Origin of the sequence: Caulobacter sp. Root1455 (genome assembly GCF_001426905.1) — a bacterium.
GTDB lineage: Bacteria > Pseudomonadota > Alphaproteobacteria > Caulobacterales > Caulobacteraceae > Caulobacter.
In genome coordinates this window covers 325,054-350,287 of record NZ_LMFQ01000001.1, presented here as the reverse complement: position 1 = coordinate 350,287, position 25,234 = coordinate 325,054, and the positions used below count along the sequence as shown (strand labels likewise).

The 25,234-nt window shown below is 70.2% G+C and carries 26 protein-coding genes; 10 read left to right on the top strand and 16 right to left on the bottom strand.

The genetic code is table 11. The features are described from left to right. Nucleotides 1-3 precede the first annotated feature (3 nt). The 3 genes from ASD21_RS01410 to ASD21_RS01400 form a co-directional block, all read right to left on the bottom strand. Entirely contained in the window at nt 4-660 is a 657-nt protein-coding gene (locus tag ASD21_RS01410) for a DsbA family protein (RefSeq protein ID WP_056435609.1), read from the bottom strand. Further along, nucleotides 657-1,292: a thioredoxin domain-containing protein gene (locus ASD21_RS01405; protein ID WP_056435606.1), complete on the bottom strand. Its 636-nt coding sequence runs from the start codon at nt 1,290-1,292 to the stop codon at nt 657-659. The genes ASD21_RS01410 and ASD21_RS01405 overlap by 4 nt, the downstream gene beginning before the upstream one ends. 134 nt (nt 1,293-1,426) lie before the next feature. Beyond that, on the bottom strand, nt 1,427-1,966 hold the full coding sequence (locus ASD21_RS01400) for a DUF721 domain-containing protein (protein ID WP_056435603.1): 540 nt from the start codon (nt 1,964-1,966) through the stop codon (nt 1,427-1,429). Between the two features lie 182 nt (nt 1,967-2,148). Between ASD21_RS01400 and ASD21_RS01395 the strand changes: the two genes are divergently transcribed. Together ASD21_RS01395 and ASD21_RS01390 are read left to right on the top strand one after the other, a co-directional pair. After that, a complete protein-coding gene (locus ASD21_RS01395) occupies nt 2,149-3,204 on the top strand; it encodes an A/G-specific adenine glycosylase (protein ID WP_056435601.1) in 1,056 nt (351 codons plus the stop codon). A gap of 77 nt (nt 3,205-3,281) precedes the next feature. Then, complete coding sequence (locus ASD21_RS01390; RefSeq protein WP_056435598.1) at nt 3,282-3,911, top strand: glycoside hydrolase family 25 protein; 630 nt, start codon at nt 3,282-3,284, stop codon at nt 3,909-3,911. Here ASD21_RS01390 and ASD21_RS01385 read toward each other — a convergent pair. The 8 genes from ASD21_RS01385 to ygfZ all read right to left on the bottom strand — a co-directional run bounded on the left by ASD21_RS01385 (nt 3,908) and on the right by ygfZ (nt 10,252). Then, nucleotides 3,908-4,984, bottom strand: coding sequence for a site-specific DNA-methyltransferase (locus ASD21_RS01385; RefSeq protein WP_056435595.1), 1,077 nt, complete (start codon nt 4,982-4,984; stop codon nt 3,908-3,910). The two genes, ASD21_RS01390 and ASD21_RS01385, sit on opposite strands and share 4 nt — an antisense overlap. A 130-nt stretch (nt 4,985-5,114) precedes the next feature. Beyond that, nucleotides 5,115-6,620, bottom strand: coding sequence for a PAS domain-containing sensor histidine kinase (locus ASD21_RS23160; protein ID WP_156398251.1), 1,506 nt, complete (start codon nt 6,618-6,620; stop codon nt 5,115-5,117). 142 nt (nt 6,621-6,762) lie between these two features. Beyond that, entirely contained in the window at nt 6,763-7,416 is a 654-nt protein-coding gene (locus ASD21_RS01375) for a ribonuclease HII (protein WP_056436285.1), read from the bottom strand. A 106-nt stretch (nt 7,417-7,522) separates the two neighbouring features. Continuing rightward, nucleotides 7,523-8,017, bottom strand: coding sequence for a hypothetical protein (locus ASD21_RS01370; protein WP_056435592.1), 495 nt, complete (start codon nt 8,015-8,017; stop codon nt 7,523-7,525). Nucleotides 8,018-8,098: 81 nt separating this feature from the next. Then, complete coding sequence (locus tag ASD21_RS01365) at nt 8,099-8,683, bottom strand: DNA-3-methyladenine glycosylase I (RefSeq protein WP_056435589.1); 585 nt, start codon at nt 8,681-8,683, stop codon at nt 8,099-8,101. 51 nt (nt 8,684-8,734) lie between these two features. Beyond that, entirely contained in the window at nt 8,735-8,944 is a 210-nt protein-coding gene (locus ASD21_RS01360; RefSeq protein ID WP_056435586.1) for a helix-turn-helix transcriptional regulator, read from the bottom strand. Beyond that, a complete protein-coding gene (locus ASD21_RS01355; RefSeq protein ID WP_056435583.1) occupies nt 8,937-9,395 on the bottom strand; it encodes a hypothetical protein in 459 nt (152 codons plus the stop codon). Before ASD21_RS01355 ends, ASD21_RS01360 begins: the two co-directional genes overlap by 8 nt. Nucleotides 9,396-9,451: 56 nt before the next feature. Further along, complete coding sequence (gene ygfZ, locus ASD21_RS01350) at nt 9,452-10,252, bottom strand: CAF17-like 4Fe-4S cluster assembly/insertion protein YgfZ (RefSeq protein ID WP_056435581.1); 801 nt, start codon at nt 10,250-10,252, stop codon at nt 9,452-9,454. A 108-nt stretch (nt 10,253-10,360) separates the two neighbouring features. Between ygfZ and ASD21_RS01345 the strand changes: the two genes are divergently transcribed. After that, the gene (locus ASD21_RS01345; RefSeq protein ID WP_056435578.1) at nt 10,361-11,527 is read left to right on the top strand and encodes a glycosyltransferase family 9 protein; all 1,167 of its coding nucleotides are present in this window, start codon (nt 10,361-10,363) and stop codon (nt 11,525-11,527) included. A 181-nt stretch (nt 11,528-11,708) separates the two neighbouring features. Here ASD21_RS01345 and pip read toward each other — a convergent pair whose 3' ends face one another. Continuing rightward, nucleotides 11,709-12,794, bottom strand: a complete 1,086-nt coding sequence (gene pip, locus ASD21_RS01340; RefSeq protein WP_056435575.1) for a prolyl aminopeptidase — start codon at nt 12,792-12,794, stop codon at nt 11,709-11,711. Between the two features lie 154 nt (nt 12,795-12,948). Here pip and ASD21_RS01335 point away from each other — a divergent pair, with 154 nt between their 5' ends. The 5 genes from ASD21_RS01335 to ASD21_RS01315 all read left to right on the top strand — a co-directional run bounded on the left by ASD21_RS01335 (nt 12,949) and on the right by ASD21_RS01315 (nt 18,646). Beyond that, nucleotides 12,949-14,283: a dihydroorotase gene (locus ASD21_RS01335; protein ID WP_056435572.1), complete on the top strand. Its 1,335-nt coding sequence runs from the start codon at nt 12,949-12,951 to the stop codon at nt 14,281-14,283. Nucleotides 14,284-14,508: 225 nt separating this feature from the next. After that, nucleotides 14,509-14,865, top strand: a complete 357-nt coding sequence (locus ASD21_RS01330; protein WP_056435569.1) for a YciI family protein — start codon at nt 14,509-14,511, stop codon at nt 14,863-14,865. Between the two features lie 112 nt (nt 14,866-14,977). Beyond that, nucleotides 14,978-15,331, top strand: coding sequence for a YciI family protein (locus ASD21_RS01325; RefSeq protein ID WP_056435566.1), 354 nt, complete (start codon nt 14,978-14,980; stop codon nt 15,329-15,331). 40 nt (nt 15,332-15,371) lie between these two features. Further along, nucleotides 15,372-16,643, top strand: coding sequence for an RNA polymerase sigma factor (locus tag ASD21_RS01320; protein ID WP_235523749.1), 1,272 nt, complete (start codon nt 15,372-15,374; stop codon nt 16,641-16,643). 182 nt (nt 16,644-16,825) lie between these two features. Next, the gene (locus ASD21_RS01315; protein WP_056435562.1) at nt 16,826-18,646 is read left to right on the top strand and encodes a feruloyl-CoA synthase; all 1,821 of its coding nucleotides are present in this window, start codon (nt 16,826-16,828) and stop codon (nt 18,644-18,646) included. Between the two features lie 106 nt (nt 18,647-18,752). On the opposite strand, the gene ASD21_RS01310 is transcribed toward ASD21_RS01315, so the two are convergent. Then, entirely contained in the window at nt 18,753-19,442 is a 690-nt protein-coding gene (locus ASD21_RS01310) for a lysoplasmalogenase (RefSeq protein ID WP_056435558.1), read from the bottom strand. A gap of 183 nt (nt 19,443-19,625) precedes the next feature. Between ASD21_RS01310 and ASD21_RS01305 the strand changes: the two genes are divergently transcribed. Then, a complete protein-coding gene (locus tag ASD21_RS01305; protein WP_056435557.1) occupies nt 19,626-21,152 on the top strand; it encodes an acetolactate synthase large subunit in 1,527 nt (508 codons plus the stop codon). Nucleotides 21,153-21,306: 154 nt separating this feature from the next. On the opposite strand, the gene ASD21_RS01300 is transcribed toward ASD21_RS01305, so the two are convergent. The 3 genes from ASD21_RS01300 to ASD21_RS01290 form a co-directional block, all read right to left on the bottom strand. Next, on the bottom strand, nt 21,307-22,653 hold the full coding sequence (locus tag ASD21_RS01300; RefSeq protein WP_056435554.1) for an ATP-binding protein: 1,347 nt from the start codon (nt 22,651-22,653) through the stop codon (nt 21,307-21,309). Between the two features lie 187 nt (nt 22,654-22,840). Further along, a complete protein-coding gene (locus ASD21_RS01295; protein ID WP_056435551.1) occupies nt 22,841-23,542 on the bottom strand; it encodes a response regulator in 702 nt (233 codons plus the stop codon). Next, a complete protein-coding gene (locus tag ASD21_RS01290; protein ID WP_442856937.1) occupies nt 23,539-24,033 on the bottom strand; it encodes a MarR family winged helix-turn-helix transcriptional regulator in 495 nt (164 codons plus the stop codon). The genes ASD21_RS01295 and ASD21_RS01290 overlap by 4 nt, the downstream gene beginning before the upstream one ends. 143 nt (nt 24,034-24,176) lie before the next feature. Between ASD21_RS01290 and ASD21_RS01285 the strand changes: the two genes are divergently transcribed. Next, on the top strand, nt 24,177-25,064 hold the full coding sequence (locus tag ASD21_RS01285) for a branched-chain amino acid aminotransferase (RefSeq protein WP_056435545.1): 888 nt from the start codon (nt 24,177-24,179) through the stop codon (nt 25,062-25,064). Nucleotides 25,065-25,234 lie beyond the last annotated feature (170 nt).

Genomic DNA, 25,234 nt, shown 5'->3' with positions numbered 1-25,234 from the left:
CCCTCAGCCCTTAACCGGCTTGCTTGGGGCCGGCTTGCTGGCGGCCGCCTTGGCGATGGCGGCGGCCATGGTCTCGATCGCCAGGCCGCCCTCGTAGCGCTGGCCGTTGACGAAGAAGGTGGGGGTCACTTCGATCTGGTCGCGGACCGTGGCCTTCTCGACCCGGGCGTTGACGACGGCCAGGGCCTTCTTGTCCTCCAGGGCCGCGGTGAACTGCGCCTCGGTCAGGCCGAAGCCCTTGCCGATCTTCAGTAGGCCGCCCCACTGGTCGTCGCTGTCGAAGATGGCGGCCTGCTGCTTGAAGATCGTGTCGATCACCTCGAAGTAGCGGGCCGGACCCACGCGCCGGGCCAACAGGTAGCCGGCGGCGGCGAACGCGTAGGGCTGGGTCAGGTATTCGCGAAACACGTACCGGACCTTGCCGGTGTCGATGAACCGCGTCTTGAAGGCCGGGAAGACCTCGTTGTTCCAGTGGGCGCAATGGCTGCAGGACAGCGAGGCGTACTCCACCACCTGCACGCCGGCCTTGGGCGAACCCAGGGCCATGTCGCCCTCGGCCGCCGGCAGCGGCGCGGCGCGCGCGATCGTCGGCGCGGCGGCCAGGGTCAAGCCCGTGGCCGCCAAACCGGTCCCGATCAGGGCGCGCCGGTCGATGATCATTTCGCGGCCGCCTCCGCCGCGGCGATGGCGGCGTCCAGCTGGGCCATCGACTGCTCGCCGCCGTCGTCGCCGCCGGCCTTCTTGCCGTTGATGATGAAGGTCGGGGTGCCGGTGATCTTGGCGGAGGCCTGGTACTTCTCGACCCGGTCGTTCAAGGCCTTGAGGGCCTTTTCGTCGGTGACGCAGCTGGTGAACTGGGCTTCGCTCATGCCGGCCGACTGGGCGACGCGCAGCAGCACGCCGCGATAGTCGCCGGTGGTGAACATCTCTTCCTGCGAGTGGTAGACCGAGTCCAGCACCGAGAAATATTTGTCCTTGCCGGCGCAGCGGGCCATCAGGAACGAGGCGGACGCCACCTGCACGGGCTCGGTCAGGAACTCACGGTAGACGTAGTTGACCCGGCCGGTGTCGATGTACTTGGCCTTGAAGGCCGGGAAGACCTCGTTGTTCCAGCGGCCGCAGTGGATGCACGAGGCCGAGGCGTACTCGACGACCGTGACCTTGGCGTTCGGATTGCCCAGCGACATGTCGTCGGCGGACACCGACTCCTTCTTGTCGCAACCGGCGAGCGCGACGCCCAGAGTGGCGGTGAGGGCGACGGCGGTCAAAAGCCGGCGGGTCATCGGACGCATGTGATCTTCCCTGGAAGAGGCGTGAACAGTGAAGTTAAGCGCGATTCTTTAGTCGCGTGAAAAGGGCGCGGATAAGGCGTTGCATCAGCCTATCGGACGTCCGGTTGTCAATCCAGCACCGGCCGGACGCGCCTTCAGCGCGGATCGCGCAGCACCCCGCGGCCCAGCTTCAGCAGGGCTTCCTTGAGCCCGCCCTCCGGCTGGTCGGCCAGGCCGTCGGCGAGGTCGCGTTCCTGGGCGGCGTCCAGCGGCGGCTTGCGGCGGGGGCGGGGGGCGACAGGCGCGGCCTGGACCTTCACCGGACCCTGGACGATGCGCAGCTTGGTCACCGCGCCCTTGCCCAGCAGCATGTCCAGGCGCTGGGTGATCTGCGGGGCCTGGTGCTGGATCAGCGAGGCCACCGGTCCGTCGACCCGCAGCTCCAGGGTGCCGCCCTCGCCGGTGCGGCTCTTGATCACCCGGACGGGTTCGGTGCGGCGCGCCAGGGTCTCGCCGACGATCTCGCGCCAGCGAGCCTTCAGCACGCCCGGGCCCTGGCCGAACTTTTCGTCCAGCTTCTTGATCAGCGGGGCCAGCGACTTGCCGGCCGGCGGCGGCGGACGCCTCTGCGGACGCGTGCGGCGACGCTTGAGGATCTCGAGGGCTTCTTCCGCGGTGGGCAGGGGGCGGCGCATAAGGGGAGGGTAGCAGAAGCACGGCGCGGGCGGGAGCAGCCAACAATGTCTGTCATCCCGGGCGTAGCGAAGCGAAGACCCGGGACCGCCGGAAGCGCCGAGTTCACGCGTCGGTCCCGGATCGGCGCGCTGCGCGCTTGTCCGGGATGACAAGTTCGGGGACGCTCTGTCATAGGACAAGCATGCTCGACATCCCCGCCCTCCGCGCCGCCCTGCTGGCCTGGTACGACGTCCAGGCGCGCGACCTGGCCTGGCGGACCGGGCCGGCGGCCGGCAAGGCCGGGCAGCGCTCCGATCCCTACCGGGTCTGGCTGTCGGAGGTGATGCTGCAGCAGACCACCGTGCCGCACGCCACGCCCTATTTCCTGAGCTTCACCCGGCGCTGGCCGACGGTGTTGGACCTGGCGGCGGCCGAGGACGGCGACCTGATGGCCGCCTGGGCGGGGCTGGGCTACTACGCCCGGGCCCGCAACCTGCTGGCCTGCGCCCGGGCCGTGGCGGCCGACCACGGCGGCGTTTTCCCCGACACCGAAGAGGCCTTGCGGGCCCTGCCGGGCGTGGGCGCCTACACCGCCGCCGCCGTGGCCGCCATCGCCTTCGACCGAGCGGCCAACGTCGTCGACGGCAATGTCGAGCGGGTGATGGCCCGGCTGTTCGCGGTGGAAGAGCCCGTGCCGGACGCCAAGCCCGAGCTGAAGCGCCTGGCCGGCGAGCTGGTCACCGGCGCCAAGGGCTACGGGCGCCCCGGCGACTGGGCCCAGGCCCTGATGGACCTGGGGGCCACGGTCTGCCGGCCCAAGGCCCCGCTGTGCGACCGTTGCCCGATCTCGGCCTGGTGCGAGGGCTTCAAGACCGGCACGCCGGAAACCTATCCGCGCAAGACCAGGAAGGCCGACCGGCCGCGCCGGTTCGGGGTGGCCTACGTCCTGACCCGCGGCGACGCCACGGCCCTGGTCCGCCGCCCGCCCAAGGGCCTGCTGGGCGGCATGCTGGGCCTGCCGACCAGCGACTGGCGGGCCGCGCCGTATACGGACGAGGAGGCGGTCGCCGCCGCCCCCGCCGCCGGCGCCTGGCGCGACCTGGGGGCGGTCGAGCACGTCTTCACCCACTTTTCCCTGACGCTGCGGGTGTTCGCGGCGGAGGGGGGAGGCGACTTCGTCTGGACCCCGCGGGAGGGGCTGTCGGCCTTGCCGAGCGTGTTCCTGAAGGCGGCCCTGGCGACGCGGCGATTGCTCTGACTGCGCGAATTGAGTCTGAAGACAACCTGCGGCCTTGATGGCAAGCTCCGCGCCCGTCACGCGCCCAGGAGCCGTCCATGGCCATCAACACCGTCATCGACCTCTCGCACCACAACGCCAGCCCGAACTTCGTCCAGGCCGCGGCCGGCGGGATCACGGGCGTGCTGCACAAGGCCACCGAGGGGCTGGACTATGTGGATCCCGAATACGCCGTTCGCCGGGGCCCGGCCCAGGCGGCCGGCCTGATGTGGGGCGCCTATCATTTCGGAACCGGCGACGACCCGGTCGCCCAGGCCGACCATTTCCTGCAGACGATCGGACCCGACAACGCCGGGATGCTGCTGGTCCTGGATTTCGAGGAGAACCCGAACAACTCCAGCATGACCCTGGACCAGGCCCGCGCCTTCGTCAGCCGGATCCAGGACCAGGCCGGCCGCTGGCCCGGGCTCTATTCGGGCAACTACATCAAGCAATTGCTGGGCGACCAGAAGGACCCGGTGCTGGCCCTGTGCTGGTTCTGGCTGGCGCAGTACGGGTCCACGGCGGTCGTTCCGCCCAACTGGTCCGGCTGGACCCTCTGGCAGTACACCGACGGGGTCAACGGACCGCAGCCCCATACGGCGCCGGGCATCGGGCCCTGCGACCGCGACCAGTACTTCGGCGAGGCCGACGCCCTGCGGGTGTTCTGGCTGAACGGCGGGGCCTAGTTCATCCCCGCCCGTACCTGGCTGCGCAGGACGTCGATCGGGGCCAGGCCCTTGTCGGTCTTGAAGTGCCAGTAGGTCCAGCCGTTGCAGGCCGGGGCCGACTGCACCAGGGCGCCGACCTTGTGGATCGAGCCCGACAGGTCGCCCACCGTGATCGAGCCGTCGGCCCGGACCTTGGCGGCGTGCGAGCCCTTGGCGCAGTAGAGCGTGTCGCCCGGATTGAGCAGGCCGGCCTCGACGATGTTGCCGAACGGCACGCGGGGCTCCGACCGCTTGGAGCCCATGACGTCCAGGTCCTCGGGCGCGATCGGAACGACCTTGGCGATGCGGGCCTTGGCGTGTTCGATGTATTCGGCCTCGCGCTCGATGCCGACGAACTTGCGGCCCAGGCGCTTGGCGGCCGCGCCGGTGGTGCCCACGCCGAAGAACGGGTCCAGGATCACGTCGCCCGGCTTGGTGGTCGACAGGATCACCCGGTAGAGCAGGGCTTCGGGCTTCTGGGTCGGGTGGGCCTTGGCGCCGTCCGCGCCCTTGATGCGCTCCTCGCCGGTGCACAGCGGGATGGTCCAGTCCGAGCGCATCTGCACCTCGTCATTGGCCATCTTCAGGGCGTCGTAATTGAAGGTGTAGCGCTTGGCGCCCTGGCTCTTGGAGGCCCAGATCAGGGTCTCGTGGGCGTTGGCGAAGCGGGTGCCCTTGAAGTTGGGCATCGGGTTGGATTTGCGCCAGATCACGTCGTTGAGGATCCAGAAGCCCAGGTCCTGCACGGCCACGCCGACGCGGAAGATGTTGTGGTAGCTGCCGATCACCCAGATCGCGCCGTCGTCCTTCAGCACGCGGCGGGCGGCCTTCAGCCATTCGCGGGTGAACTTGTCGTAGGCGGCGAAGCTCTCGAACTGGTCCCAGTGGTCGTCGACCGCGTCGACCTTGGAATTGTCGGGACGCAGCAGGTCGCCGCCCAGCTGCAGATTGTAGGGCGGATCGGCGAAGATCAGGTCCACGGACTTCTCGGGCAAGGCGTTCATCGCCTCGATGCAGTCGCCTTGGATGATGGTTTCAGGCCCGAAGGACATGTCCGCTTCCCGTCAAAAACACTGAGCGGAATCATGAGTCTCGATGGTTACGCTGGGGTGAACGGGCATGGTTACCGGCCTGTTAACCCCGGTCAAACCTGGGGAAATGAGTCTAATCAGACTCAAAATTTCATTCCAACGGATCTCCCAGGCTGAACGTGATCCGCGCCTCGAGGCCGGTCGGCTTCAGGTCCAGCTTGGCCGCGCCCCCCAGCTCGTGGGCCAGGCGGTTGATCAATCGCGTGCCGAAGCCCTTGCGCGATGCGGCGGCGAAGGGATGGGTGACCGTCTCCCGCCAGGCCAGGAAGCCGCCGCCCGCGTCGCGCCCGCAATGGACCCGCAGCCGGCCGTCCGGCCTCGACAGGGCCCCGTACTTGGCGGCGTTGGTCAGCAGCTCATGGACGATCAGGCCCAGGCTGACGGGCGCGTCCGACGTCAGCTCCATCGTCTCGCAGACCAGCTCCAGCTGGCCGTCGGGCTCGACATACGGCGCCAGCTCGGCGCGCAGCACGTCCTGGACCGTGATGGCGCCCGACGCGTTCTGGATCAGCAGGTCGTGGGTCTTGGCCATCGCATGGACGCGGTCGGTGAAGACGGCGACGAACTCCGGCACCGATTGCGCCGACTTGCCGCTGAGCATGGCCAGGGACATCACCGTGGCAAGGGTGTTCTTGACGCGGTGGTTCAGCTCGTCGAGCAGCAGCTTCTGGCGCCGCTCGCCGACGATCCGCTCGGTCACGTCGTGACCTTCGACGAAGACCCCGTTGACCGCGCCCTGGGCGTCCAGGATCGGCTGGTAGACGAAGTCGAGATAGCGCTCGACCCCCGGCTCGCCAGGGGTGCCGGGACGGGTGAACTTCGACCCCGTGGCCGTGAACGCCTCGCCTGTCCGGTAGACCTGGTCGAGCAGCTGGACATAGCCCTGCTCGGCGGCTTCGGGCAGGGCCTCGGCCACCGTCAGGCCCACCACCGGCCGTTGGTCGACCAGACGCATGTAGCCGGGATTGGCCAGCTCGAACCGGTGATCGGGACCGCGCAGCAGGGCCATGAAGCTGGGCGCCTGCTCGAAAAGCGCGCGCAGGCGCTGGGCCTCGCTGTTCAGCTCGGCGTTGGCCTGGGCCAGCGCCTCGCGGACCTGGTGCTCGGTGGTCACGTCCTTGCAGACCACCAGCACGCCGCCGACGCCGTCCTCGTGGTCGATCGGGCTGTAGCCGTAGGTCCACCAGACGTCCTCGCGCCGGCCGTTGCGGGTGACGGGGACCAGGGCGTCCTCGTGCCAGGTCGACCCCTCGCCGCGCATCACCAGTTCGATCTGCGGGCCGATAATGTCCCAGATCTCGGCCCAGCATTCGCGGCCCCTGCCGCCCAGGGCCGAAGGATGCCGCTCGGGCCCCATCGTTTCGCGATAGGCGTCGTTGTAGAACTGGATCAGGTCCGGACCCCACCAGATGAACATCGGGTGGCTGGAGGTCAGGATCAGGCGGACCACGGTCTTCAGGCTCTGCGGCCAGCCGTCCGGCGGGCCCAGCGGCGAGGCGGACCAGTCATGGGCGCGAATCAGGCGGCCCATCTCGCCGCCGTCGCCCAGAAAGGTCTGGCCGTCGCGGAGGGTCTTTTCGGCCGGCAAGTCAGGCAAATCGGGTCTCCGACGGGAAGGACGTTCGCGCCGCAGGCCGGCCTCGGGTCACGCGGGTGACCTTAGGCACAGAACGCGAGCCGAGACGACCGTCTAGCCGACATAACGGGATCGGCGGGTTTCCAGGCCGACGGACGACGCCCTAGGCGCGCGGATCGTCGTCGAGCGCGTCCGCCGCGAGGGCGTCCAGGTCGCCCAGCGCCAGCTCGCCCGACAGCGCCAGCTTGACCGGCGCCCAGCTCATCCGGTGGATCGGCGACGGGCCCAGGCGGCGCAGGCCCTCGACATGGACCGCGGCGTGATAGCCCTTGTGGCCGGCGAACCCATAGCCGGGATGCACCGCGTCCATCTCGACCATGATCCGGTCGCGGGCTTCCTTGGCCAGGATCGAGGCCGCGGCGATCGAGCACGACAGACTGTCGCCCTTGATCACCGTCTTGATCGGGCAGGGCAGCTTGAAACGGTAGTTGCCGTCGACCAGGGCCATGTCGGGTTTCACCGACAGTCCTTCGATCGCCCTGCACATCGCCAGGCCGGCGGCGTGCAGGATGTTGAGCTCCTCGATCTCCTCGACGCTGGCCAGCCCCACGCACCAGGCGACCGCGACCGACTTGATCTCGATCTCGAGCGCGGCCCGGGTCTTGGCGGTCAGCTTCTTGGAATCGTTGAGACCCGCAGGCACGCGGCCGGGATCCAGGATCACCGCCGCGGCGCTGACCGGCCCGGCCCACGGCCCGCGCCCGGCTTCGTCCACCCCGCAGACCAGACCCGGTCCGCAGGCGGCTTCCAGCATCATGTCGGGGCCGGCGAGAGCCTTGGCGATGGTCTTGGGCGACTGGGTCACGAGTCCGGTCTTAAGGGGTTTCGCCGCTTGAGGGAATCCCGGCGACGAGCCTTCGTCCTTACTGGAGCGCCACCAGGAGGATCGGCACGACCGTTCCCAGCGCGGCCAGCGCCATCGAGACCTTGCGAAGCCGACCCTGGGTCAGGCCGATCCAAAGCCCCAGCAACGAGGCCAGAGCCAGGCCCAGCGCCGTGCCGAGGAAGAAGATCTGCACCCCCAGGGTCGAGGGCTCTTTCTCCTCCGCCTTCGGCGGTGCGGTCTTGGCGGCCGGGGCGGCGGCTTCCGCGGGCTTGGCCGGACGCGGCCGGCCGGGCTTGGCCATGTAGCGCTGATGGATGTGCACCTGGGCCAGCTTCTCGATCACCGGCGGCGGCGCGTAGTCCCCGCCGTGCGACTCGTGCAGGCCAAACAGCTGCAGCGCGCCGGTGAGGGCGAAGAACAGGATGGACGGCGCGAAGAACACCGCCAGATACAGGTGCAGGTCGCGCAAGGTGCGGGGCGTCAGCCAGGGACGCGTGGTCGTGCGAGCGGCGAGGGGCTTTGAATCGCTCAACGGAATCTCCGGCGCGGAAAAGGACGATCCTGATCCTAGATCAGAGCGTCCATGGTCCAATTGAGCAGCATCAAGCAACCTCTACCGCGCCAGCTTCCGGCATTCCTCGTGCCGGAAGCACGTCGTCAGGTGGTCGTTGACCAGTCCCGTGGCCTGCATGAAGGCGTAGACGATCACCGGGCCGCAGTATTTGTAGCCCTTGGCCTTGAGCATCTTGGCCATGTCGACGGCCAGGGGGGTCTGGGCGGGGACGTCGCCGCCGGTCCAGCGGTTCTGGATCGGCTTGCCGCCGACCATGCCCCACAGCAGATCGGAAAGGTCCTCGCCGCGCTCGCGCATGTCGCAATAGATCCGGGCGCCCGAGATCGCCGCGTCGATCTTGCCGTTCGAGCGGATGATGCCGGCGTCGGCCATCAGTCGGGCGCGGTCGGCGTCGCCGAACCGGGCCACCTTGTCGGGATCGAAATTGGCGAAGGCGGCGCGGAAGGCCTCGCGCTTGCGCAGGATGGTGATCCACGACAGCCCGGCCTGGAACCCGTCCAGCACCAGCTTCTCCCACAGGGCGCGGGAGTCGTACTCCGGCACGCCCCATTCGTCGTCGTGGTAGGCCTCGTAGAACGGGTCGCCGTTCATGCCGCGCCAGGTGCAGCGTTGGATCTCGATCATGGCGCGAGCTTGGCCGAACCCGGCGTCGATTTCCAGAACTTTTCGTGAACGCTATTCCGGCAACTGGAACAGCGCTTCGACCGTGGCGTCCAGGGCCCGGGCCAGCTTCAGCGCCAGCACGGTGGAGGGAACGAAGACCCCGTTCTCGACCGTGTTGATCGTCTTTCGGGTGACGCCGACCTTCTCGGCCAGGTCGGCCTGGGTCAGGCCGGCGGCGGCGCGCGCGGCCCTGAGGGTGTTCAGCAGCGGCGTCTCACCCACGATTGGCGCGCCGCTCCAGCATCACGAAACGAAGGGCCGGAACCGCGACCGCCACCGACAGCAGGACGTGGGCGGCCTCCTCGGCGTCGATCCGGACGAACGGCGCGGCGGCGTAGAGGCCCAGGGCGCAGAGGGCCAGGCCCCAGAAGCCCGAGGCCAGGGCCTGGGCGCGGTGGGCGCGGGTCGAGTCGTCGTCGAGCAGGGCGCGCACCGCCTTGCCGTACCGCCACCCGCCACCGGTGTTCAGCAGGACCAGCAGCACCACGGCCAGCAGCAGGTGCGAGCCGAGCATGACGATCTCGACGGTCCGTAACGGGCTGTGCGGCGTCACATGGCCGCCGAAGAAGCTGCCCTGCCAGACGAAGAACAGGATCGAGAACACCCAGAGGATGCGGTTGCGCCGGCTTTGGGCGCGTTCGGCGATCTGGCTGTCGGAAAGGGCGGGGCTCATGTCTGAGGTCCTGGATGTCACCTATGGGTTACTTGTAACCTTGAGGTGACATTCCGTCAAGCCGACACCCAGACCGGGGTCTCGACCCGCATCGGCCGGCCGTCCGCCGTCAGCGCCGCGCCCTCGATGCGGTCCAGGCGCAGCAGGGCCATGGCCCGGCCGTCGCGGCCCGACAGCACCTCGCCGGCCCGAAGCTCGCCGGCCAGCACCTCGGTCCCGAAGGCGGGGGCGGGGCCGTCGAAGGCGATCGGCAGCATGCGGTTCTTGATCGTTCCCCGCCGCTTCATGCGGCTGGTGGTCTCCTGGCCGACGAAGCAGCCCTTCTTGAAGTCGATCCCGCTCAGCAGGTCGAAGTTCGCCTCGATCGGATAGGTCTTGTCCGTCCCCCAGTCGGCCGGGCCGGGGACGCCGAGCGCCAGGCGATGGGCGTCGTAGTCGTCTTCGGCGGCGTCGGCCTCGAGCTCATCGCCATAGGCGCGCCAGCCCAGTTCCGGCAGGCGGGGATCGGCGACGAAGCCGTCGATGTCGCGCGGATCGAAGCCGAAGAGCGCGCTCACCGGCATGTCCAAGGCCGTCAGCTCCACCTTGGCCCGCAGCTTGTACATCGTCAGGCGCATCACGATGGCGTCGCGACGCTCGGCGGCGACGTCCAGCAGCACGCCGTCCTCCACGCCCGCCACGAACAGGTCGTACAGCAGCCGGCCCTGCGGGCTCAGCAGGCCGGCGAAGCGCAGTTCGCCTCGCGCCAGCGTCTCGATCTCCTGGCTCAGCAGGCCGTTGAGGAAGCTTCTGGCGTCGGGGCCGGTCACGGCGATGACGGCGCGGCTGTCGAGGCGGGCGATGCGGGGCGTGTCCATGCCTGCACATGTGGCGCTAAGCACGCGCGCGCACCAGTCTCAATGAATGAAAAGCTGAGCCGCTATCGAGGGATGCTTCGACTCGCGACCGGCCTTATACAAGGACGGATGACACAGCGGGCCTTCCCGATTCTCTTCATCACCGCCACGCGGATCGGCGACGCCGTGCTGTCGTCCGGCCTGATCCGGCTCCTGGCCGACCAGATCCCCAACGCCCGCTTCACCATCGTCTCCGGACCCTTGGCCGCGCCCCTTTTCGCCCATGTGCCCGGGCTCGACCGGGTGATCGTCATGGAAAAGGGCAAGGGCAAGGGCAAGGGCCACTGGTTCAAGCTGTGGAACCAGGTGCGCCACAAGAAGTGGGGCCTGGTCGTCGACCTGCGCGGGTCGGGCACGGCCTATTTCCTGCGCCGCGAGAAGCGGGCCGTCTGGAAGCGCAACACCGGCGAGCCGATGCACAAGGTGGTCGAGGCCGCCAAGGTGCTGAAGCTGGAAGGCGATCCGCCCAGCCCGCACCTCTACATCACCCCCGAGGTCCAGGCCCTGGCCGACCAACTGCTGGTTCCGCGCCTGGGCGAGCCGACCGGGCCGATCCTGGCCGTCGGCCCGGCCTCCAACTGGGTGGGCAAGATCTGGCCGATCGAACGCTTCGCCCAGACCGCCCAGCAGCTGCTTGGCCCCGGCGGGGCGCTGGCCGGCGGGCGGCTGCTGATCCTGGGCGGTCCCGGCGACGGGCGAATGGTCGAGGAGCTGCGCATGGCCTCGGCCCGCGGCCGCTATGTCGACCTGACCGGCAAGGTCGACCTGCTGACCGCCTATGCGGTCCTCAAGCGCGCGGATCTGTTCATCGGCAACGACAGCGGCCTGATGCACATCGCCGCCGCCGCCGGTGTGCCGACCATCGGCCTGTTCGGCCCCTCGGACGAGCGCCGCTACGCCCCCTGGGGCCCCAACGCCCGCGCCGTGCGCGGCCCGCGCACGTTCGAGCAGTTCCTGGCCGTGGATCCGGACCTGTCCCAGGCCATCCGCCACATGAGCGACCTGCCGGTGGCCACGGTGGTCCGGGCGGCCAAGGCCCTGCTGGCCGAGGTGAAGGCGGCGAAGGACGCCGCGCCCGAAGTGGTGGTCGAGGAAGACGCGCCCGAAGCCACGGTCGAGGACGCGGCGGTGACGCCGGAACTTCAGGCGGTGGTGGAGGACGCGGCGCCGGACGCCGATCACGAACCCGCCCCGACCCTCGCCGCCGAAGACACGATCGAAGCGGATCGCACCTAAGGCGCGCTGTTCCGGTATTGAGATCTAGCCTTTAGATCCGCTCATCCCGGCGAATGCCGGGACCCAGATCCCACAGCGGTGTAGCGAATTGGAGAGGCTCAGCGCTCTTGGCGTCAGCCTCAAAGCCATTCCATCTGGGTCCCGGCATTCGCCGGGATGAGCGGAGAAAAGGGGGGCGTTCCTAGAACCTCGCCAGCCCGTCCATGATCGCCGTCAGGGCCAGCACGGTCTGCGCCTCCATGGCGCTGTGGCCGGCATTGGTGCGCACATAGGTCGCCGGTTTCGCGCCGACGGCCTCCAGGGCCGCGACCAGACGCGAGGCCTGGGTCAGCGGGCAGACCTGGTCGAAACGGCCGTGGACGATGTGGATCGGCAGTCCGGCGATCTTGTCGGCGTTGCGGGTGATGTAGTCCGGCTCCAGGAACAGGTTGTTGGCGAAGAAGTGGGCCTCGATCTGGGCGAAGCACAGGGCGAAGTCGGCCTCGCCGAACTTGCCGGGATCCTCCGCCTGCGGGATCATATTCGAGATCGCGCCCTCCCAGACCGACCAGGCCACGGCCGCGCGCAGCTGGGCCTGGCGGCCGGCGTCGTCGCCCGGCTTGGAGTCGAAGATCGCCTTGTAGGCCCCCATCATGTCGCCGCGTTTCTCCGGCGCGATGACCTCCACGAAGGCCTTCCACTCGTCGGGATAGGCCACATAGGCGCCCGGTTCGCTGAGGGCGTGGGGCGTCTTGTCGAACACCGCCGCGTTGCCCTGGTACATGTAGAGCAGGTCCTCGCGCGTCCCCAGGAAGATGCCGCGCAGGATCAGCGAGGCGACGTGCTCGGGATGGCGAATGGCGTAGACCAGGGCCAGGGTGCTGCCCCAGCTGCCGCCGAACACGTGCATCGGCCCGGTGATGTCGAGCGCGTCGCGCAAGGCGTTGATGTCGGCGACCAGATGGTCGGTGTCGTTGCGGGTCAGGGCGATCGCCGGGCCGTGCGAGGCCACGGTCGGCGTGCTCTTCCCGCAGCCGCGCTGGTCGAACAGGATCACCCGGTAGCGCTGGGGATCGAAGAACCGCGACATCACCGGCGCGCAGGCCCCGCCCGGTCCGCCGTGCAGGAACATCACCGGCTCGCCGTCCGGATTGCCGTATTCCTCCCAGTAGAGCTTGTGGTCGGGTCCCTGGTCGACCTGCAGCAGTCCCGTGCGGTTGGGCGCGCCTTGCGGATACTTCCACTCGCTCGTGACCTTGCTGGTGGTCTGGAGTTTGGAAAAGTCCATCGGGAGCCTCGTCGCGCTAAGGGAATGGCGGGGAGGTGCGCTCACCGCGCGCGGCGGTCAATGTCGGAAGCGGGCGATATTTGGTCTTGCGGCGGTTAGGGTGGGCTCCTAGACCGCCCTCCAACCCACAAAAGCCCCATCCGGAGCCGCCCCCATGACCCAGACCTTCGACCTGATCGTGCGCGGCGGCGAGGTGGTCAATCACGCGGGACGCGGCTTCACCGACATCGGCGTGCGGAACGGCAAGATCGTCGCGATCGGCGACCTGTCCCAGGCCAGCGCCGGCGAGATCTTCGACGCGAGCGGCCTGACCGTCCTTCCCGGCGTGATCGACAGCCAGGTCCACTTCCGCGAACCCGGTCTGGAGTGGAAGGAAGACCTGGAGAGCGGTTCGCGCGGCGCGGCCCTGGGCGGGGTGGTCGCGGTGTTCGAGATGCCCAACACCGAGCCGACCACCACCGATCCGGACGCCCTGGCCGACAAGCTGGCTCGCGCCAAGGGCCGCATGCACACCGACCACGCCTTCTATGTCGGCGGCACCCACGAGAACGCCACCTTCCTGGGCGAGCTGGAGCGCCTGCCCGGCTGCTGCGGCATCAAGGTGTTCATGGGCGCCTCCACCGGCACCCTGCTGGTCCAGGACGACGAGGGCGTCGAGAACGTGCTGCGGCACGTCAACCGCCGCGCCGCCTTCCACTCCGAGGACGAATACCGCCTGGCCGAGCGGCGCAGCCTGGCCCGTCCCGGCGACTGGACCAGCCACCCGGAGGTGCGCGACGCCCAGGCCGCCCTGCAGTCGACCCACCGCCTGGTCCGCATCGCCAAGAGCCTGGGCAAGCGCATCCACGTGCTGCACGTCACCACCCACCAGGAGATCGACTTCCTGGCCCAGAACAAGGACGTGGCCAGCGTCGAGGTCACGCCCCAGCACCTGACCCTGGTGGCGCCCGAGGCCTATGAGCGGCTGAAGGGCTTCGCCCAGATGAACCCGCCGATCCGCTCGGCCGAGCATGTGGCCGGGGTCTGGCGCGGCATCGAGACCGGTATCGCCGACGTTCTGGGCAGCGACCACGCCCCCCACACCCGCGAGGAAAAGGCCCGGCCCTATCCGGCCTCGCCGTCGGGCATGCCGGGCGTCCAGACGCTGGTGCCGATCATGCTGACCCACGTCGTCGACGGCAGGCTGTCGCTGGAGCGCTTCGTCGACCTGACCAGCCATGGCGTCAACCGGGTGTTCGGCCTGGCCGACAAGGGCCGCATCGCCGAGGGCTACGACGCCGACTTCACCATCGTCGACATGAAGGCCAGACGGACCATCACCCACGACTGGATGGCCACCCGCTCGGGCTGGACCCCGTTCGACGGCTTCGAGGCCAAGGCCTGGCCGGTGGCCACCATCGTGCGCGGGACCGTGGTGATGCGCGACGACGAGATCGTGGCCGAGGGGACGGGCGCGCCGGTGCGGTTCCTGGAGACCCTGGCGGGGTAGGCTCGCCCACTTGCCCCCACCTGGCGGCTTCGCCGCCTGTCCGCCCCCATAGGGGGCGGAGGACGCGCCTCTTCCCCCTGTGGGGGAAGACGATCGCGAAGCGATCCGTAGGGGGCAAGTGTTCACCGCACCGCCTCTCGACTTTTCCTCACGCCCCCTGTCGAATCCCTCCGACCTCGCGCGTCTTTCAGCGAGGGCGCGCGGCGCGCGTCGACGGAGGGTGCGATGAAATACCTGCTGATGATCTATTCCAGCGAAGCCGACTGGGCGCGGCCGGAGAACCAGGCCGCCCTGCCGGACATCATCGCGGCGCACGAGGGGCTGCAGGGCGAACTGCGGGCCGCCGGCATGGAATGGCTGGGCGCGCGCCTGGCCGACACGCCGGCCGCCCGCACCATCGCCCAGACCGCCGAGGGCCAGGTGGTCCACGACGGGCCGTTCGCCGAGACCAAGGAGCAACTGGCCGGCTTCTACCTGATCGAGGCGCCCGACATGGCCGCCGCCGAGGCCTGGGCGCGGAAGATCCCGCAGATCGTGGGCGGCAAGGTCGAGGTCCGGGCGGTGGTCTACAACCCCTGCTGAGCGCCGGCCAAAAAACTTGCGGGTGAATGTCGAGTCCGGCGAGGCTGCCCCGTCTCTGATCCGAGACCGAGGCGGCGCCTCCGCCGGCCTGGTCGTCGAGGAGGATCGATCCATGCAATACGCCCTGCTGATCTACGAGGACGAAGCCGTCTATCGCGACGAGAACGGCCGCGCCTGGCAAGACATCATCGCCCAGCACGAAGCTTTCGCCGCCGAGCTGGTCGAGAAGGGTCTGATGCGCGGTGGCGCGGGCCTGAAGACCGCCAACACCGCCACCACCGTGCGCCGGGCCAACGGCCAGTGCGGCCTGCACGACGGGCCGTTCGCCGAGAGCAAGGAGCAGCTGGGCGGCTTCTACCTGATCGAGGCGCCCGACCTCGACGCCGCCCTGGCCTGGGCCCGCAAGCTGCCGCTGTCGGGCGACGGCTCGGTCGAGGTGCGGCCGGTGATCGACGGGACGACGTAAGCATTTTCGAGGCAAGTGGACGCCGGTTCGCGTGAAGAAAATGCGCCAAGACAAAGCGCCGTCCATGGGCAAGGGTCTCCTCGACCAGGCGGCGCGGACGCACGGTGGGCGGGTGATCGCCGCCCTGGCCGCCAAGTTCCGCGACCTGGACCTGGCCGAGGAGGCGTTCGCCGAGGCCTGCCTGAACGCGGCCCAGGCCTGGCCGAAAGACCCTAAGGAAGGCGGGGGGGAGCCCCGCGACCCGGCCGCCTGGCTCTACAGCGTCGCCCAGCGGCGGGCGCTGGACATGCTGCGGCGGCGCGGCGTGCGGAGCCGGCTGGTCCCCGACCCGCCGCCGCCGCCCCCCAGCGCGGAGGACGCGATGATCGACGATGCGCGCCTGATCCCGGACGAGCGGCTGCGGCTGATCTTCGTCTGCTGCCACCCGGCCGTCGCGCCCGACGCCCGCGCGGCCCTGACCCTGCGCCTGGTCTGCGGGCTGTCGACCCAGGAGATCGCCCGGGCCTTCCTGGTGTCCGAACCGACCCTGGCCCAGCGCCTGGTGCGGGCCAAGCGCAAGATCGCCCAGGCCGGCATCGCCTTCGAGGTGCCCGGTCCGGAAGCCTGGCCCGAGCGGATCGGGGCGGTGCTGTCGACCCTGGAGATCGCCTACGCCAAGGCCCACGAGGACGCGGCCGGCGCGGGCCAGCACGCCGGCTACGCCCAGGAGATGCTGGACCTGACCGCCGTCCTGGCCGACCTGCTGCCCAATGAGCCGGAGTGCCTGGCCTTCGCCGCCCTGGTCCGCTACGCCGAGGCCCGCCGCCCGGCCCGGCTGGACGACAGCGGAGCGATGACGCCGTTGTCGGAACAGGATCCGGCCCTGTGGCGGTGGCCGCTGATCGTCGACGCCGAAAACCTGCTGCGCCGCGCCGCCCGCTGGCGGCGGCCCGGACCGCGCCAGCTTCAGGCGGCCATCCACGCGGCCTGGTGCTCGCGCGCCGGCCTGGACGAGCCGCCGCCCTGGCCCGCCGTGCTGGCTCTCTACGACGCCCTGCTGCGATGGCGCGACGACGCGGTGGTGCGGCTGAACCGCGCCGTGGCGGTGGCCGAGATCTCGGGACCCGCCCTGGCCCTGGCCGAGGTCGACTGGCTGGACTCGACCGCCTTTCGCGACTTCGGCCCGTTCCACGCCGTGCGCGCCGACCTGCTGGCCCGGCTGGGCCGCGGCGCCGAGGCCCTCGCCGCCTATGACCGCGCCCTGGCCCTGGACCCCGCCCCGGCCGAGCGGTTGTGGCTGGAGCGCAGGCGAGGGCAGGCGGCCCATCTCTAAAACCGCTCATCCCGGCGAATGCCGGGATCCAGATCCCGTAGCGGTGGGGCTGACGGGACGAGCTCAGAGCATTCTGGAGGCCATCTCAGCCTTTCCATCTGGGTCCCGGCGTTGGCCGGGATGAGCGGACAATGAGGGATGGTGGATTGCCACCCGCCACGGCCTGGTTAACACTTCGACTCATGGATGGGACGCAAGAGACCCAAGCGCCGTTCCGCGACGCCCGCTACGCGCCCCGGGCGCTTGACGTCGAACGACGCGGCGACGTCCTGATCCTGCGCAATCCCACGCCCTATTCCAAAACCGTCCAGACCGTGACCGCGCCGCTGGTCCGCTGGGCGTCGCAGACCCCGCACCGCGTCTGGCTGGCCGAGCGGCCGGCGGCCGGGGCAGAGGGCTGGCGAACCGTGACCTATGCCGAGGCGGCCGATCAGGTCGCCCGCCTGGCCGGCGGTCTTTCCAGGCTTGATTCGGGAAAGGGGGGGCTGTCGCGCGGCAAGCCCCTGCTGATCCTGGCCCGCAACGGGATCGACAACGCCCTGGTCGGCTACGCGGCCATGAGCCTGGGCGCGCCGATCGCCCCGGTCTCGCCGCAGTACGGCCTGAAGGGCGCGGACCTCTCCCGCCTGGCCTTCGCGGTCGAGCGGCTGAAGCCGGCGGCGGTCTATGTCGACGACGCCGAGGCCTTCGCCGACGCCCTGGCCGCGCCGTTCCTGGCCGGCCTGCCGGTCGTGGCCAGCCGCAACGCCCGCGATGGCGACGTGGGGTTCGAGACCTTGGCGGCCGGCGATCCGGTCCCGCCCGCCTGCCGGCCCGACGACGTCGCCAAGCTGCTGCTGACCTCGGGCTCGACCGGCCTGCCCAAGGCGGTGATCTGCACCCACGCCAATGTCGCGCTGAACGCCGCCCAGATCGCCGCCTGCTACGAGGACCCCGACCCGCCGGTGCTGGTCAATTCCGCGCCCTGGAGCCACAGCCTGGGCGCCAACGCCATCCTGCACATGGTGCTGCACCGGGGCGGGACCCTGTACATCGACGCCGGCCAGCCGGTGACCGGCCGCTTCGACGAGACGATCCGCAACCTGCGCGAAGTGGCGACGACCTATCACAACATGGTCCCGGCCGGCTGGGGCCTGCTGGTCGGCGAGCTGGAGCGCGACCACGCCCTGGCGGCCCGGTTCTTCGAGAAGGTGCGGGTGCTGCAGTACGGCGGGGCGTCGATGGCCCAGTCGATCCTGGACCGGGTCCAGGCCGTGGCGCTGCGCACGATCGGCTGCCGGGTGACCTTCGCGGCCGGCTACGGCGCCACCGAGACCGGCCCGACCGCCTGCAACATTCACTGGCTGAACGCCCGCTCGGGCATGGTCGGCCTGCCCACGCCCGGCACGGCGGTCAAGCTGGTCCCGGTCGCCGACGGTCCGCCCGACAAGTTCGAGATCCGGGTCAAGGGCCCGCAGGTCTCGCCCGGGTATCTGGACATGCCCGAGGCCTCGGCGGCGGCGTTCGACGAGGACGGCTTCTACCGGCTGGGCGACGCGGCCAAGCTGGCCGACCGGCTGAACCCCTCGGCGGGCCTGGTGTTCGACGGACGGCTGGTCGAGAACTTCAAGCTGGCCAACGGCACGTTCGTGGTGGCCGGCGCCCTGCGGGTGGCGGCGGTCTCGGCGATCGCCGGGGCGGTGTCGGACGCCGTGGTCTGCGGCGAGGGGCAGGCCGGCGTGGGGCTGATGCTGTTCCTCGACCCCAAGGCCTGTCTGCGGATCGGCGAGCCCGAGGCGGTGAAGGCGGCGGTCCGCGCCGGGCTGGAACGGCTGAACAGCCTGGCCAAGGGCGGCGGCAAGGTGACCCGCGCGCTGATCCTGGACGGCCCGCCCGATGCGGCGTCCGGCGAGCTGACCGACAAGGGCTACATCAACCAGGCCATGGCCCGGGAACGGCGGCCGGCGGAGCTGGCGCGGCTGTTCGCGGACGAGCCGGATGACGGGGTGATGGTGTTTTCCTGAATCAGGCCCTCCCCCTGTGGGGGAGGCGGCCGAAGGCCGGTGGGGGGAGTCTTAGGATCGTCGGTCCCGGACCCGGCCGTCATCCGACCGCTCCCCCCTCCGTCGGCTACGCCGACACCTCCCCCACGGGGGGAGGACCTTCCATGAGCGCCCGCACCACCCCCACGCAGATCAGCATCTGCCCGAAATAGTACAGCCCCCACACCGCCAGCCCGACCGTGAAGCTGTCCGGCCAGGGTCCGCCTCGGCCGAAGATCAGCAGGTCGGAGACCACGAACATCAGCGCGCCCGCGCCGACTCGATGGCGCGGGAACCGGCTGAGCCAGGCGGTCGCCGCCATCAGCGCCAGGCCCAGGCTGTAGAACGCCACGCCCGGCGCGCCAGCCCGGTCGGCGGGCAGCAGGAAGGCGACGGTCACCACGGCCGGAACCAGCACGAGCGCCAGGGCCAGTTGGCTGCGGGCGGGCTTCGGTCGCCGGTTGCGCAGATAGAGGCCGATGGCGACCAGGTGTCCGGCCAGGAAGGCCAGCGCCCCGACCGTCAGTCCGGCCGCGCCCAGCAGCACGTCGCCCAAGGCGCCGAAGGCCATCACCGCGACCAGCAGCCAGCCGTTCAGGCTTCTGGCGTTCAGGGCGGCGTAGACCGCCAGCAGTCCCACGCCCAGGCCCTTCCAGGTCAGTTCGACGACCTGCGGCAGGCCCCGGTCCCAGGCCGCGACATAGCTGACCCCGGCCAGGATCGAGGCGATCAGCACGGCCTTCGCCAGGCGTTCGGTCTGGTTGGTTGTTTGAGACATCGCTTCCCCCTGGGCCGGTCCGCTCTTCGGCGGCGCTTCGGCGCGGGCCAGACTGCGACAGGCGCCAGGGTCCGCGCAACCTTCCCTCACCGTCATCCTCGGACCAAGTCCGAGGATGACGGGGGTTTGGGTCGCGGATCTTCGTGCATCGAACCCGCAACCAGCGTTGGCGCGCCCGACGAAATGTCGGAAGCCACCCTGGCCGACAACGGCGTCACCGCCTGTTTCGCCAATCCCGGCACCAGCGAGATGCAGTTCGTCGCGGCTCTGGACCGCGAGCCGCGGATGCGCAGCGTGCTGTGCCTGTTCGAGGGCGTGGCGACCGGGGCGGCCGACGGCTACGGGCGGATGACCGGGACGCCGGCCTGCACCCTGCTGCATCTGGGTCCCGGCTACGCCAACGGCGCGGCCAACCTGCACAACGCCCGCCGCGCCTTCACCCCCACGGTCAACGTGATCGGCGACCACGCGACCCATCATCGCCAGTACGACGCGCCGTTGAATTCAGACATCGCCGCCCTGGCCGCGCCCAACGCCATCTGGGTCAGGTCGGCCGACAGCGCTGATTCGGTCGGGCCGCTGGCCGCCGAGGCCGTGGCCGCCAGCTTCGGCGCGCCGGGCGGCGCGGCCTGCCTGATCCTGCCCGCCGACAGCGCCTGGAACGAGACCGACACCGCCGGGCCGGTGATCGCGCGGCCGCGCTTCCGCGCCCCGGACCCGGCCGCCGTCGCCGCCGTCGCCAAGGCCCTGAAGGCCGCCGCCAAGCCGGTCCTGCTGCTGGGCTCGGGCGCGTGCGGCGAAGCCGCCGTCGCCGCCGCCGGACGGATCGCGGCCACCGGCGTCCGCGTGCTGACCGACACCTTCACCGCCCGCCAGGCGCGCGGCGAAGGGCGCTTCCGGCCCGACAAGCTGCCCTATTTCGGCGAGCAGGCCCTGAAGGACCTCGACGGCGTGGACCTGATGGTGCTGGTCGCCACCACCGAACCGGTGGCCTTCTTCGCCTATCCCGACCGGCCCAGCGTGCTGGTTCCCGACGGCTGCGCGACCTTGACCCTGAGCGACCGCGGAACCGACGCGGCCGCCGCGTTGGACGCGCTCGCCGAGGTGTTGGGCGCGCCGGCCGCCGGGGCCGTCGAGCCCTACGCCAAGCCGCCGGCCCCGGCCGGAAAGCTGGACGCCTGGGCGATGGGCGCGGCCATCGCCCGCCACATGCCGACGGGCGGGATCATCTCCGACGACGCGGTGACCGCCGGCTTGCCGATCTTCACCCAGACCCGCAACGCCCGGGCCCACGACTGGCTGTCCCTGACCGGCGGGGCGATCGGCCAGGGCATCCCGTTGGCCATCGGCGCGGCCGTGGCCTGCCCGGACCGCAAGGTGTTGAGCCTGAACGGCGACGGGGCGGGGATGTACACGGTGCAAGGGCTCTGGACGATCGCCCGCGAGAAGCTGGACGTCACCGTGGTGGTGTTCGCCAACCACGCCTACCGCATCCTCGGCATCGAGATGGTCCGCACCGGCGGCGGCGAGCCGGGCCCGGCGGCGTCGCGGCTGCTGGACCTGTCGGACCCGCGCATCGACTGGGTGTCGGTGGCGGGCGGGCTGGGCCTGCCGGCCGAGCGGGTCGAGACGGCCGAGGCGTTCGACGAGGCCATGGCGCGGGCGATGCGCGAGCCGGGGCCGCATTTCATCGAAGCGGCGATGCGGTAGGACGCCCCCTCCGTCGGGCTTTGCTCGCCACCTCCCCCGTTTCACGGGTGAGGAGAAGTGATCCGCGCCGTCCTTTCCTCACCCGTGAAAACGGGGGAGGTGGCGCGATGCGAATACGCATCGTGACGGAGGGGGCGTCCTGCTCTGCCCCGATCTAACCCGGCAACCTCAGCACCGCCCTCAGCCCGCCCATCGGCGAGCGCTGCAGCGTCAGCTCGCCGCCCAGCCCCCGCGCCATGTCGCGGGCGATGGCCAGGCCCAGGCCCACGCCCTTCTCGTTCTGGTTCCGCGACTCGTCCAGGCGGTTGAACGGGCGGAAGGCCTCCTCGTGGCGGTCGTCGGGGATGCCGGGGCCGTCGTCGTCGACGAAGATCCACACCCCGCCGGTCGGGGCGGCGGTGGAGGACACCCGCACGGTCTCGCCATGCGAGGCGGCGTTGTCGATCAGGTTGGCCAGGGCGCGCTTGAAGGCCTGGGGCCGAAGGGTGGCCGACAGGTCGTCGCCGATCGACACCTCGACCCTGGCGCCGGCCCGCTGAGCGCCCTCGCAGACGCCCTCGATCAGCGGCCGCAGCATGACCTGCCGCGCTTCCTCGCCGCCCTCGCCGCGCGCGAAGGCCAGGTACTCGTCAATCATGTGCTCCATTTCGGAGAGGTCGCGGGCCATGGCCTCCAGCTGCGGGCTGGGTTCGGCCAGGGCGATCTCCAGCTTCAGCCGGGTCAGGGGCGTGCGCAGGTCGTGGCTGACGCTGGCCAGCAGGGCGGTGCGCTGCTCGATATGGCGCTGGATGCGGGCCTTCATGGCCAGGAAGGCCGTCGCCGCCTGGCGCACCTCGCGCGCGCCGTGCGGCTTGAAGGCCGCCTGGTCGATGCCGCGCCCGAAGGCGTCGGCCGCGTCGGCCAGGCGCTCGATGGCCCGCACCTGGTTGCGGATGAACAGGATCGCCACCGCCGTCAGCAGCAGGGTGGCCACCACCATCCACAGGATGAAGATGTGGCCCTGGGTGGCGAAGGCCCGGTCGCGCGGGGCGATGATCCGCAGCACGCCCTCCTTGACCTGCACGCGGATGTCGACGTGGCCGGGATAGCGGGTGGTGTCGAACCAGAACGGGTCGTCCAGCCGGTCGTCCAGGGCCGTGCGCAGCGAGCGGTCCAGCGAGGCGAACAGCGACGGCCGCTGGCCGGTCGGCAGCTTGCGGCCTTTCTGCAGGGCGATCGACAGCGACATCGACTCCTCGGCCCGCTCGGCCATCTTGTCCAGCGCCTCGGGCGAGGGGTCGTCCTTGTAGGTCTGCACCGCCCAGGCGACGTCGCCGGCCAGGCCCTCGGACAGGCGGCTGGTGACGGTCTCCCAGTGGGCGTCGAAGAACGCCCAGGTGACGGCGATCTGCATCACCGCCACGGGCAGGACGATGATCAGCAGCGAGCGGCCGAACAGCGAGGTCGGCAGCCACCGCTTGATCTGGCGGGGAATGAAGAGGCGCGTGCGGAGCCGGAACATGACTAGGTCCTCCCCCCGTGGGGGAGGTGGCGCGCCTGTTCAAGAAGCCTGTCATCCCGGACGTAGCGCAGCGAAGATCCGGGACCGCCGGAAGCGCTGAGTTCACGCGTCGGTCCCGGATCGGCGCGCTGCGCGCTTGTCCGGGATGACAGGCTTTCTCGTGCGAAAACTATGTGGGGTGCTCCCATCAGTCCGGCGCCAGCCGATAGCCGATCCCGCGCACCGTCTGCAGATAGCGCGGATTCTTTGGATCCGGTTCGATCTTGCGGCGCAGGCGGGTGACCTGGACGTCGACGGCGCGGCCGGTGGCGTCGACGGTGTCGCGGGCCAGCTCCAGGCGGTCGACCGCGGCGTGGGCCGCCTTGGCCAGGCGGCGCAGCAGGGCGACCTCGGCCTCGGTCAGGCGGATCGGCTCGCCGTCACGGGTCAGCTCGCCGCGCTCGGGCTCGAAAGCGCAGGCCCCCAGGCTGAGCGCGCGCGGACCCGACGGCTTGGGCGCGGCGCGGCGCAGGATCGACTCGATGCGCAGCAGCAGTTCGCGCGGCTCGAACGGCTTGGCCAGGTAGTCGTCGGCGCCGTGGGTCAGGCCCTCGATCCGGTCGTTGGTCTGGTCGCGGGCGGTCAGCATCAGGATCGGCGTCTTGCCGGCCTCGCCGCCCCGGGCCCGCAGCCGCCGGGTGAACGAAAAGCCGTCCTCGCCGGGCATCATCACGTCCAGCACCAGCAGGTCGAAGTCCATCGCCCCGGTCAGCCGGTCGGCGTGGGCGGCGTCGGCCGCTGCGCTGACCCGGAAGCCGGCGCGGGTCAGGAACTCCTTGAGCAGGGTGCGGATGCGGTCGTCGTCGTCGACGACCAGCAGGTGGCGCTCGGCGCGTTCGTCTGGGGTCATAGCCCGTCCCGGCGGTTGAGACCGACACCTTGGCGCGGTCCGGCCAGGGCCGCCAGGATTCGGCGCGCCCCGGCCACCCCGTCCAGGCCGCCGGTGCGATAGGCGCGGCCCAGCAGGGTGCGCAGGCGCTCGGCCACCCGGTACTCGAAGGCGATCCCCTCGGGGGTCAGCTCGGCCGGCCGCCGGCGGGCGTCCAGGTCGCCGGCCGCCTTCTGGGCCAGGTTCAGGCGCTGCAGGTCCGACAGGGTCTTGCTGGCTGCCTGTTTGGACAGGCTGGTCAGCCTGGAAAGGTCCTGCACGCCGATGCCGGGCCGGCGGCGCAGCAGAAAGGCGGCGCGCCAGTGCGAGCGGCCCAGGCCCGGTCCCTCGCCCTCCAGCGCCGCGTCGACCGCCGCCCACAGGCCCGCCTCGGCCAGCAGCAGCAGCTCCAGGCCGCCGTCCAGCTGCTCTTCGCCGAGGATCAGGCGCGGATCGGTGGAGCCGCCTGCCATTCCGCCGGGCGAGACGCCCCCCATTGGGGTCCCCGGCGGGCCCGATGAATGCGGCCCGGCCATCAGCTTGCGTCCATTTTATTTGACCTTCCGCGGCTCGGAGCGTCTAAGAACCGGGTTCCAAATAAGGAGGTCTTGGACCGATGTCTCTCGTTCCCTTCGACGATCGCGATGGTTGGATCTGGCTGGACGGCCAGTTCGTCGCCTGGCGGGACGCGAAGGTGCACGTATTGACCCATGGCCTCCACTACGCCTCGTCGGTGTTCGAGGGCGAGCGGATGTATGGCGGCGAGATCTTCAAGCTGACCGAGCATACCGAGCGCCTGTTCAAATCGGCCGAAATCCTCGATTTCAAGATCCCCTTCACGGTGGAGCAGATCGATGAGGCGTGCAAGCAGACCGCGGCCAAGAACGGCCTGACCGACTGTTATGTCCGGCCCATCGCCTGGCGCGGCAGCGAGATGATCGGTGTTTCGGCGCAGCAGACCAAGATCCACGTGGCCGTCGCCGTGTGGGAATGGCCCAGCTATTTCGACCCGGCGACCAAAGCCAAGGGCATCCGCCTGACCTGGGCCAAGTACGACCGTCCCGCGCCGAACACGATCCCGACCGCCGCCAAGGCCGCCGGGCTCTACATGATCTGCACCATCTCCAAGCACGCCGCGGAGAAGGAAGGTTTCGCCGACGCGATGATGGTCGACTATCGCGGCTATGTCGCCGAGGCGACCGGCGCCAACGTGTTCTTCGTCAAGGACGGCGTGCTGCACACCCCGACCCCGGACTGCTTCCTGAACGGCATCACCCGCCAGACGGTGATCCAGATCGCCAAGTCGCGCGGGATCCAGGTGGTCGAGCGCCACATCGAGAAGCACGAGCTGGCCGACTTCACCGAGTGCTTCATCGTCGGCACCGCCGCCGAGGTCACCCCGGTATCGGAGATCGGCGAGTTCAAGTTCACCCCGGCGGCCCTGTCGCTGTCGCTGATGGACGAGTATGCGCGCCTGGTGCGGCGGGAGCTGGTGCCGGCGTAAGGCTGGCGGCTTTGGCTGAATGAAATGATCCCGGAGCGGCTTGGCTGCTCCGGGATTTTTTGTGTTTCGGCGGCTAACACTTGCCCCCTACGGGCCGCTTCGCGGCCGGCTTCCCCCACAGGGGGAAGAGGAGCGAGAGCGCGGCCTCCGCCCCCCATGGGGGCGGACAG

Excerpts from the sequence above, each read along its gene's own strand:
- ASD21_RS01410 (WP_056435609.1), bottom strand. The coding sequence starts at position 660 with ATGATCATCGACCGGCGCGCCCTGATCGGGACCGGTTTGGCGGCCACG.
- ASD21_RS01405 (WP_056435606.1), bottom strand. The coding sequence starts at position 1,292 with ATGCGTCCGATGACCCGCCGGCTTTTGACCGCCGTCGCCCTCACCGCC.
- ASD21_RS01400 (WP_056435603.1), bottom strand. The coding sequence starts at position 1,966 with ATGCGCCGCCCCCTGCCCACCGCGGAAGAAGCCCTCGAGATCCTCAAG.
- ASD21_RS01395 (WP_056435601.1), top strand. The coding sequence starts at position 2,149 with ATGCTCGACATCCCCGCCCTCCGCGCCGCCCTGCTGGCCTGGTACGAC.
- ASD21_RS01390 (WP_056435598.1), top strand. The coding sequence starts at position 3,282 with ATGGCCATCAACACCGTCATCGACCTCTCGCACCACAACGCCAGCCCG.
- ASD21_RS01385 (WP_056435595.1), bottom strand. The coding sequence starts at position 4,984 with ATGTCCTTCGGGCCTGAAACCATCATCCAAGGCGACTGCATCGAGGCG.
- ASD21_RS01375 (WP_056436285.1), bottom strand. The coding sequence starts at position 7,416 with ATGATGCTGGAAGCCGCCTGCGGACCGGGTCTGGTCTGCGGGGTGGAC.
- ASD21_RS01365 (WP_056435589.1), bottom strand. The coding sequence starts at position 8,683 with ATGATCGAGATCCAACGCTGCACCTGGCGCGGCATGAACGGCGACCCG.
- ASD21_RS01355 (WP_056435583.1), bottom strand. The coding sequence starts at position 9,395 with ATGAGCCCCGCCCTTTCCGACAGCCAGATCGCCGAACGCGCCCAAAGC.
- ygfZ (WP_056435581.1), bottom strand. The coding sequence starts at position 10,252 with ATGGACACGCCCCGCATCGCCCGCCTCGACAGCCGCGCCGTCATCGCC.
- ASD21_RS01345 (WP_056435578.1), top strand. The coding sequence starts at position 10,361 with ATGACACAGCGGGCCTTCCCGATTCTCTTCATCACCGCCACGCGGATC.
- pip (WP_056435575.1), bottom strand. The coding sequence starts at position 12,794 with ATGGACTTTTCCAAACTCCAGACCACCAGCAAGGTCACGAGCGAGTGG.
- ASD21_RS01335 (WP_056435572.1), top strand. The coding sequence starts at position 12,949 with ATGACCCAGACCTTCGACCTGATCGTGCGCGGCGGCGAGGTGGTCAAT.
- ASD21_RS01330 (WP_056435569.1), top strand. The coding sequence starts at position 14,509 with ATGAAATACCTGCTGATGATCTATTCCAGCGAAGCCGACTGGGCGCGG.
- ASD21_RS01325 (WP_056435566.1), top strand. The coding sequence starts at position 14,978 with ATGCAATACGCCCTGCTGATCTACGAGGACGAAGCCGTCTATCGCGAC.
- ASD21_RS01320 (WP_235523749.1), top strand. The coding sequence starts at position 15,372 with ATGCGCCAAGACAAAGCGCCGTCCATGGGCAAGGGTCTCCTCGACCAG.
- ASD21_RS01315 (WP_056435562.1), top strand. The coding sequence starts at position 16,826 with ATGGATGGGACGCAAGAGACCCAAGCGCCGTTCCGCGACGCCCGCTAC.
- ASD21_RS01310 (WP_056435558.1), bottom strand. The coding sequence starts at position 19,442 with ATGTCTCAAACAACCAACCAGACCGAACGCCTGGCGAAGGCCGTGCTG.
- ASD21_RS01305 (WP_056435557.1), top strand. The coding sequence starts at position 19,626 with ATGTCGGAAGCCACCCTGGCCGACAACGGCGTCACCGCCTGTTTCGCC.
- ASD21_RS01300 (WP_056435554.1), bottom strand. The coding sequence starts at position 22,653 with ATGTTCCGGCTCCGCACGCGCCTCTTCATTCCCCGCCAGATCAAGCGG.
- ASD21_RS01295 (WP_056435551.1), bottom strand. The coding sequence starts at position 23,542 with ATGACCCCAGACGAACGCGCCGAGCGCCACCTGCTGGTCGTCGACGAC.
- ASD21_RS01290 (WP_442856937.1), bottom strand. The coding sequence starts at position 24,033 with ATGGCAGGCGGCTCCACCGATCCGCGCCTGATCCTCGGCGAAGAGCAG.
- ASD21_RS01285 (WP_056435545.1), top strand. The coding sequence starts at position 24,177 with ATGTCTCTCGTTCCCTTCGACGATCGCGATGGTTGGATCTGGCTGGAC.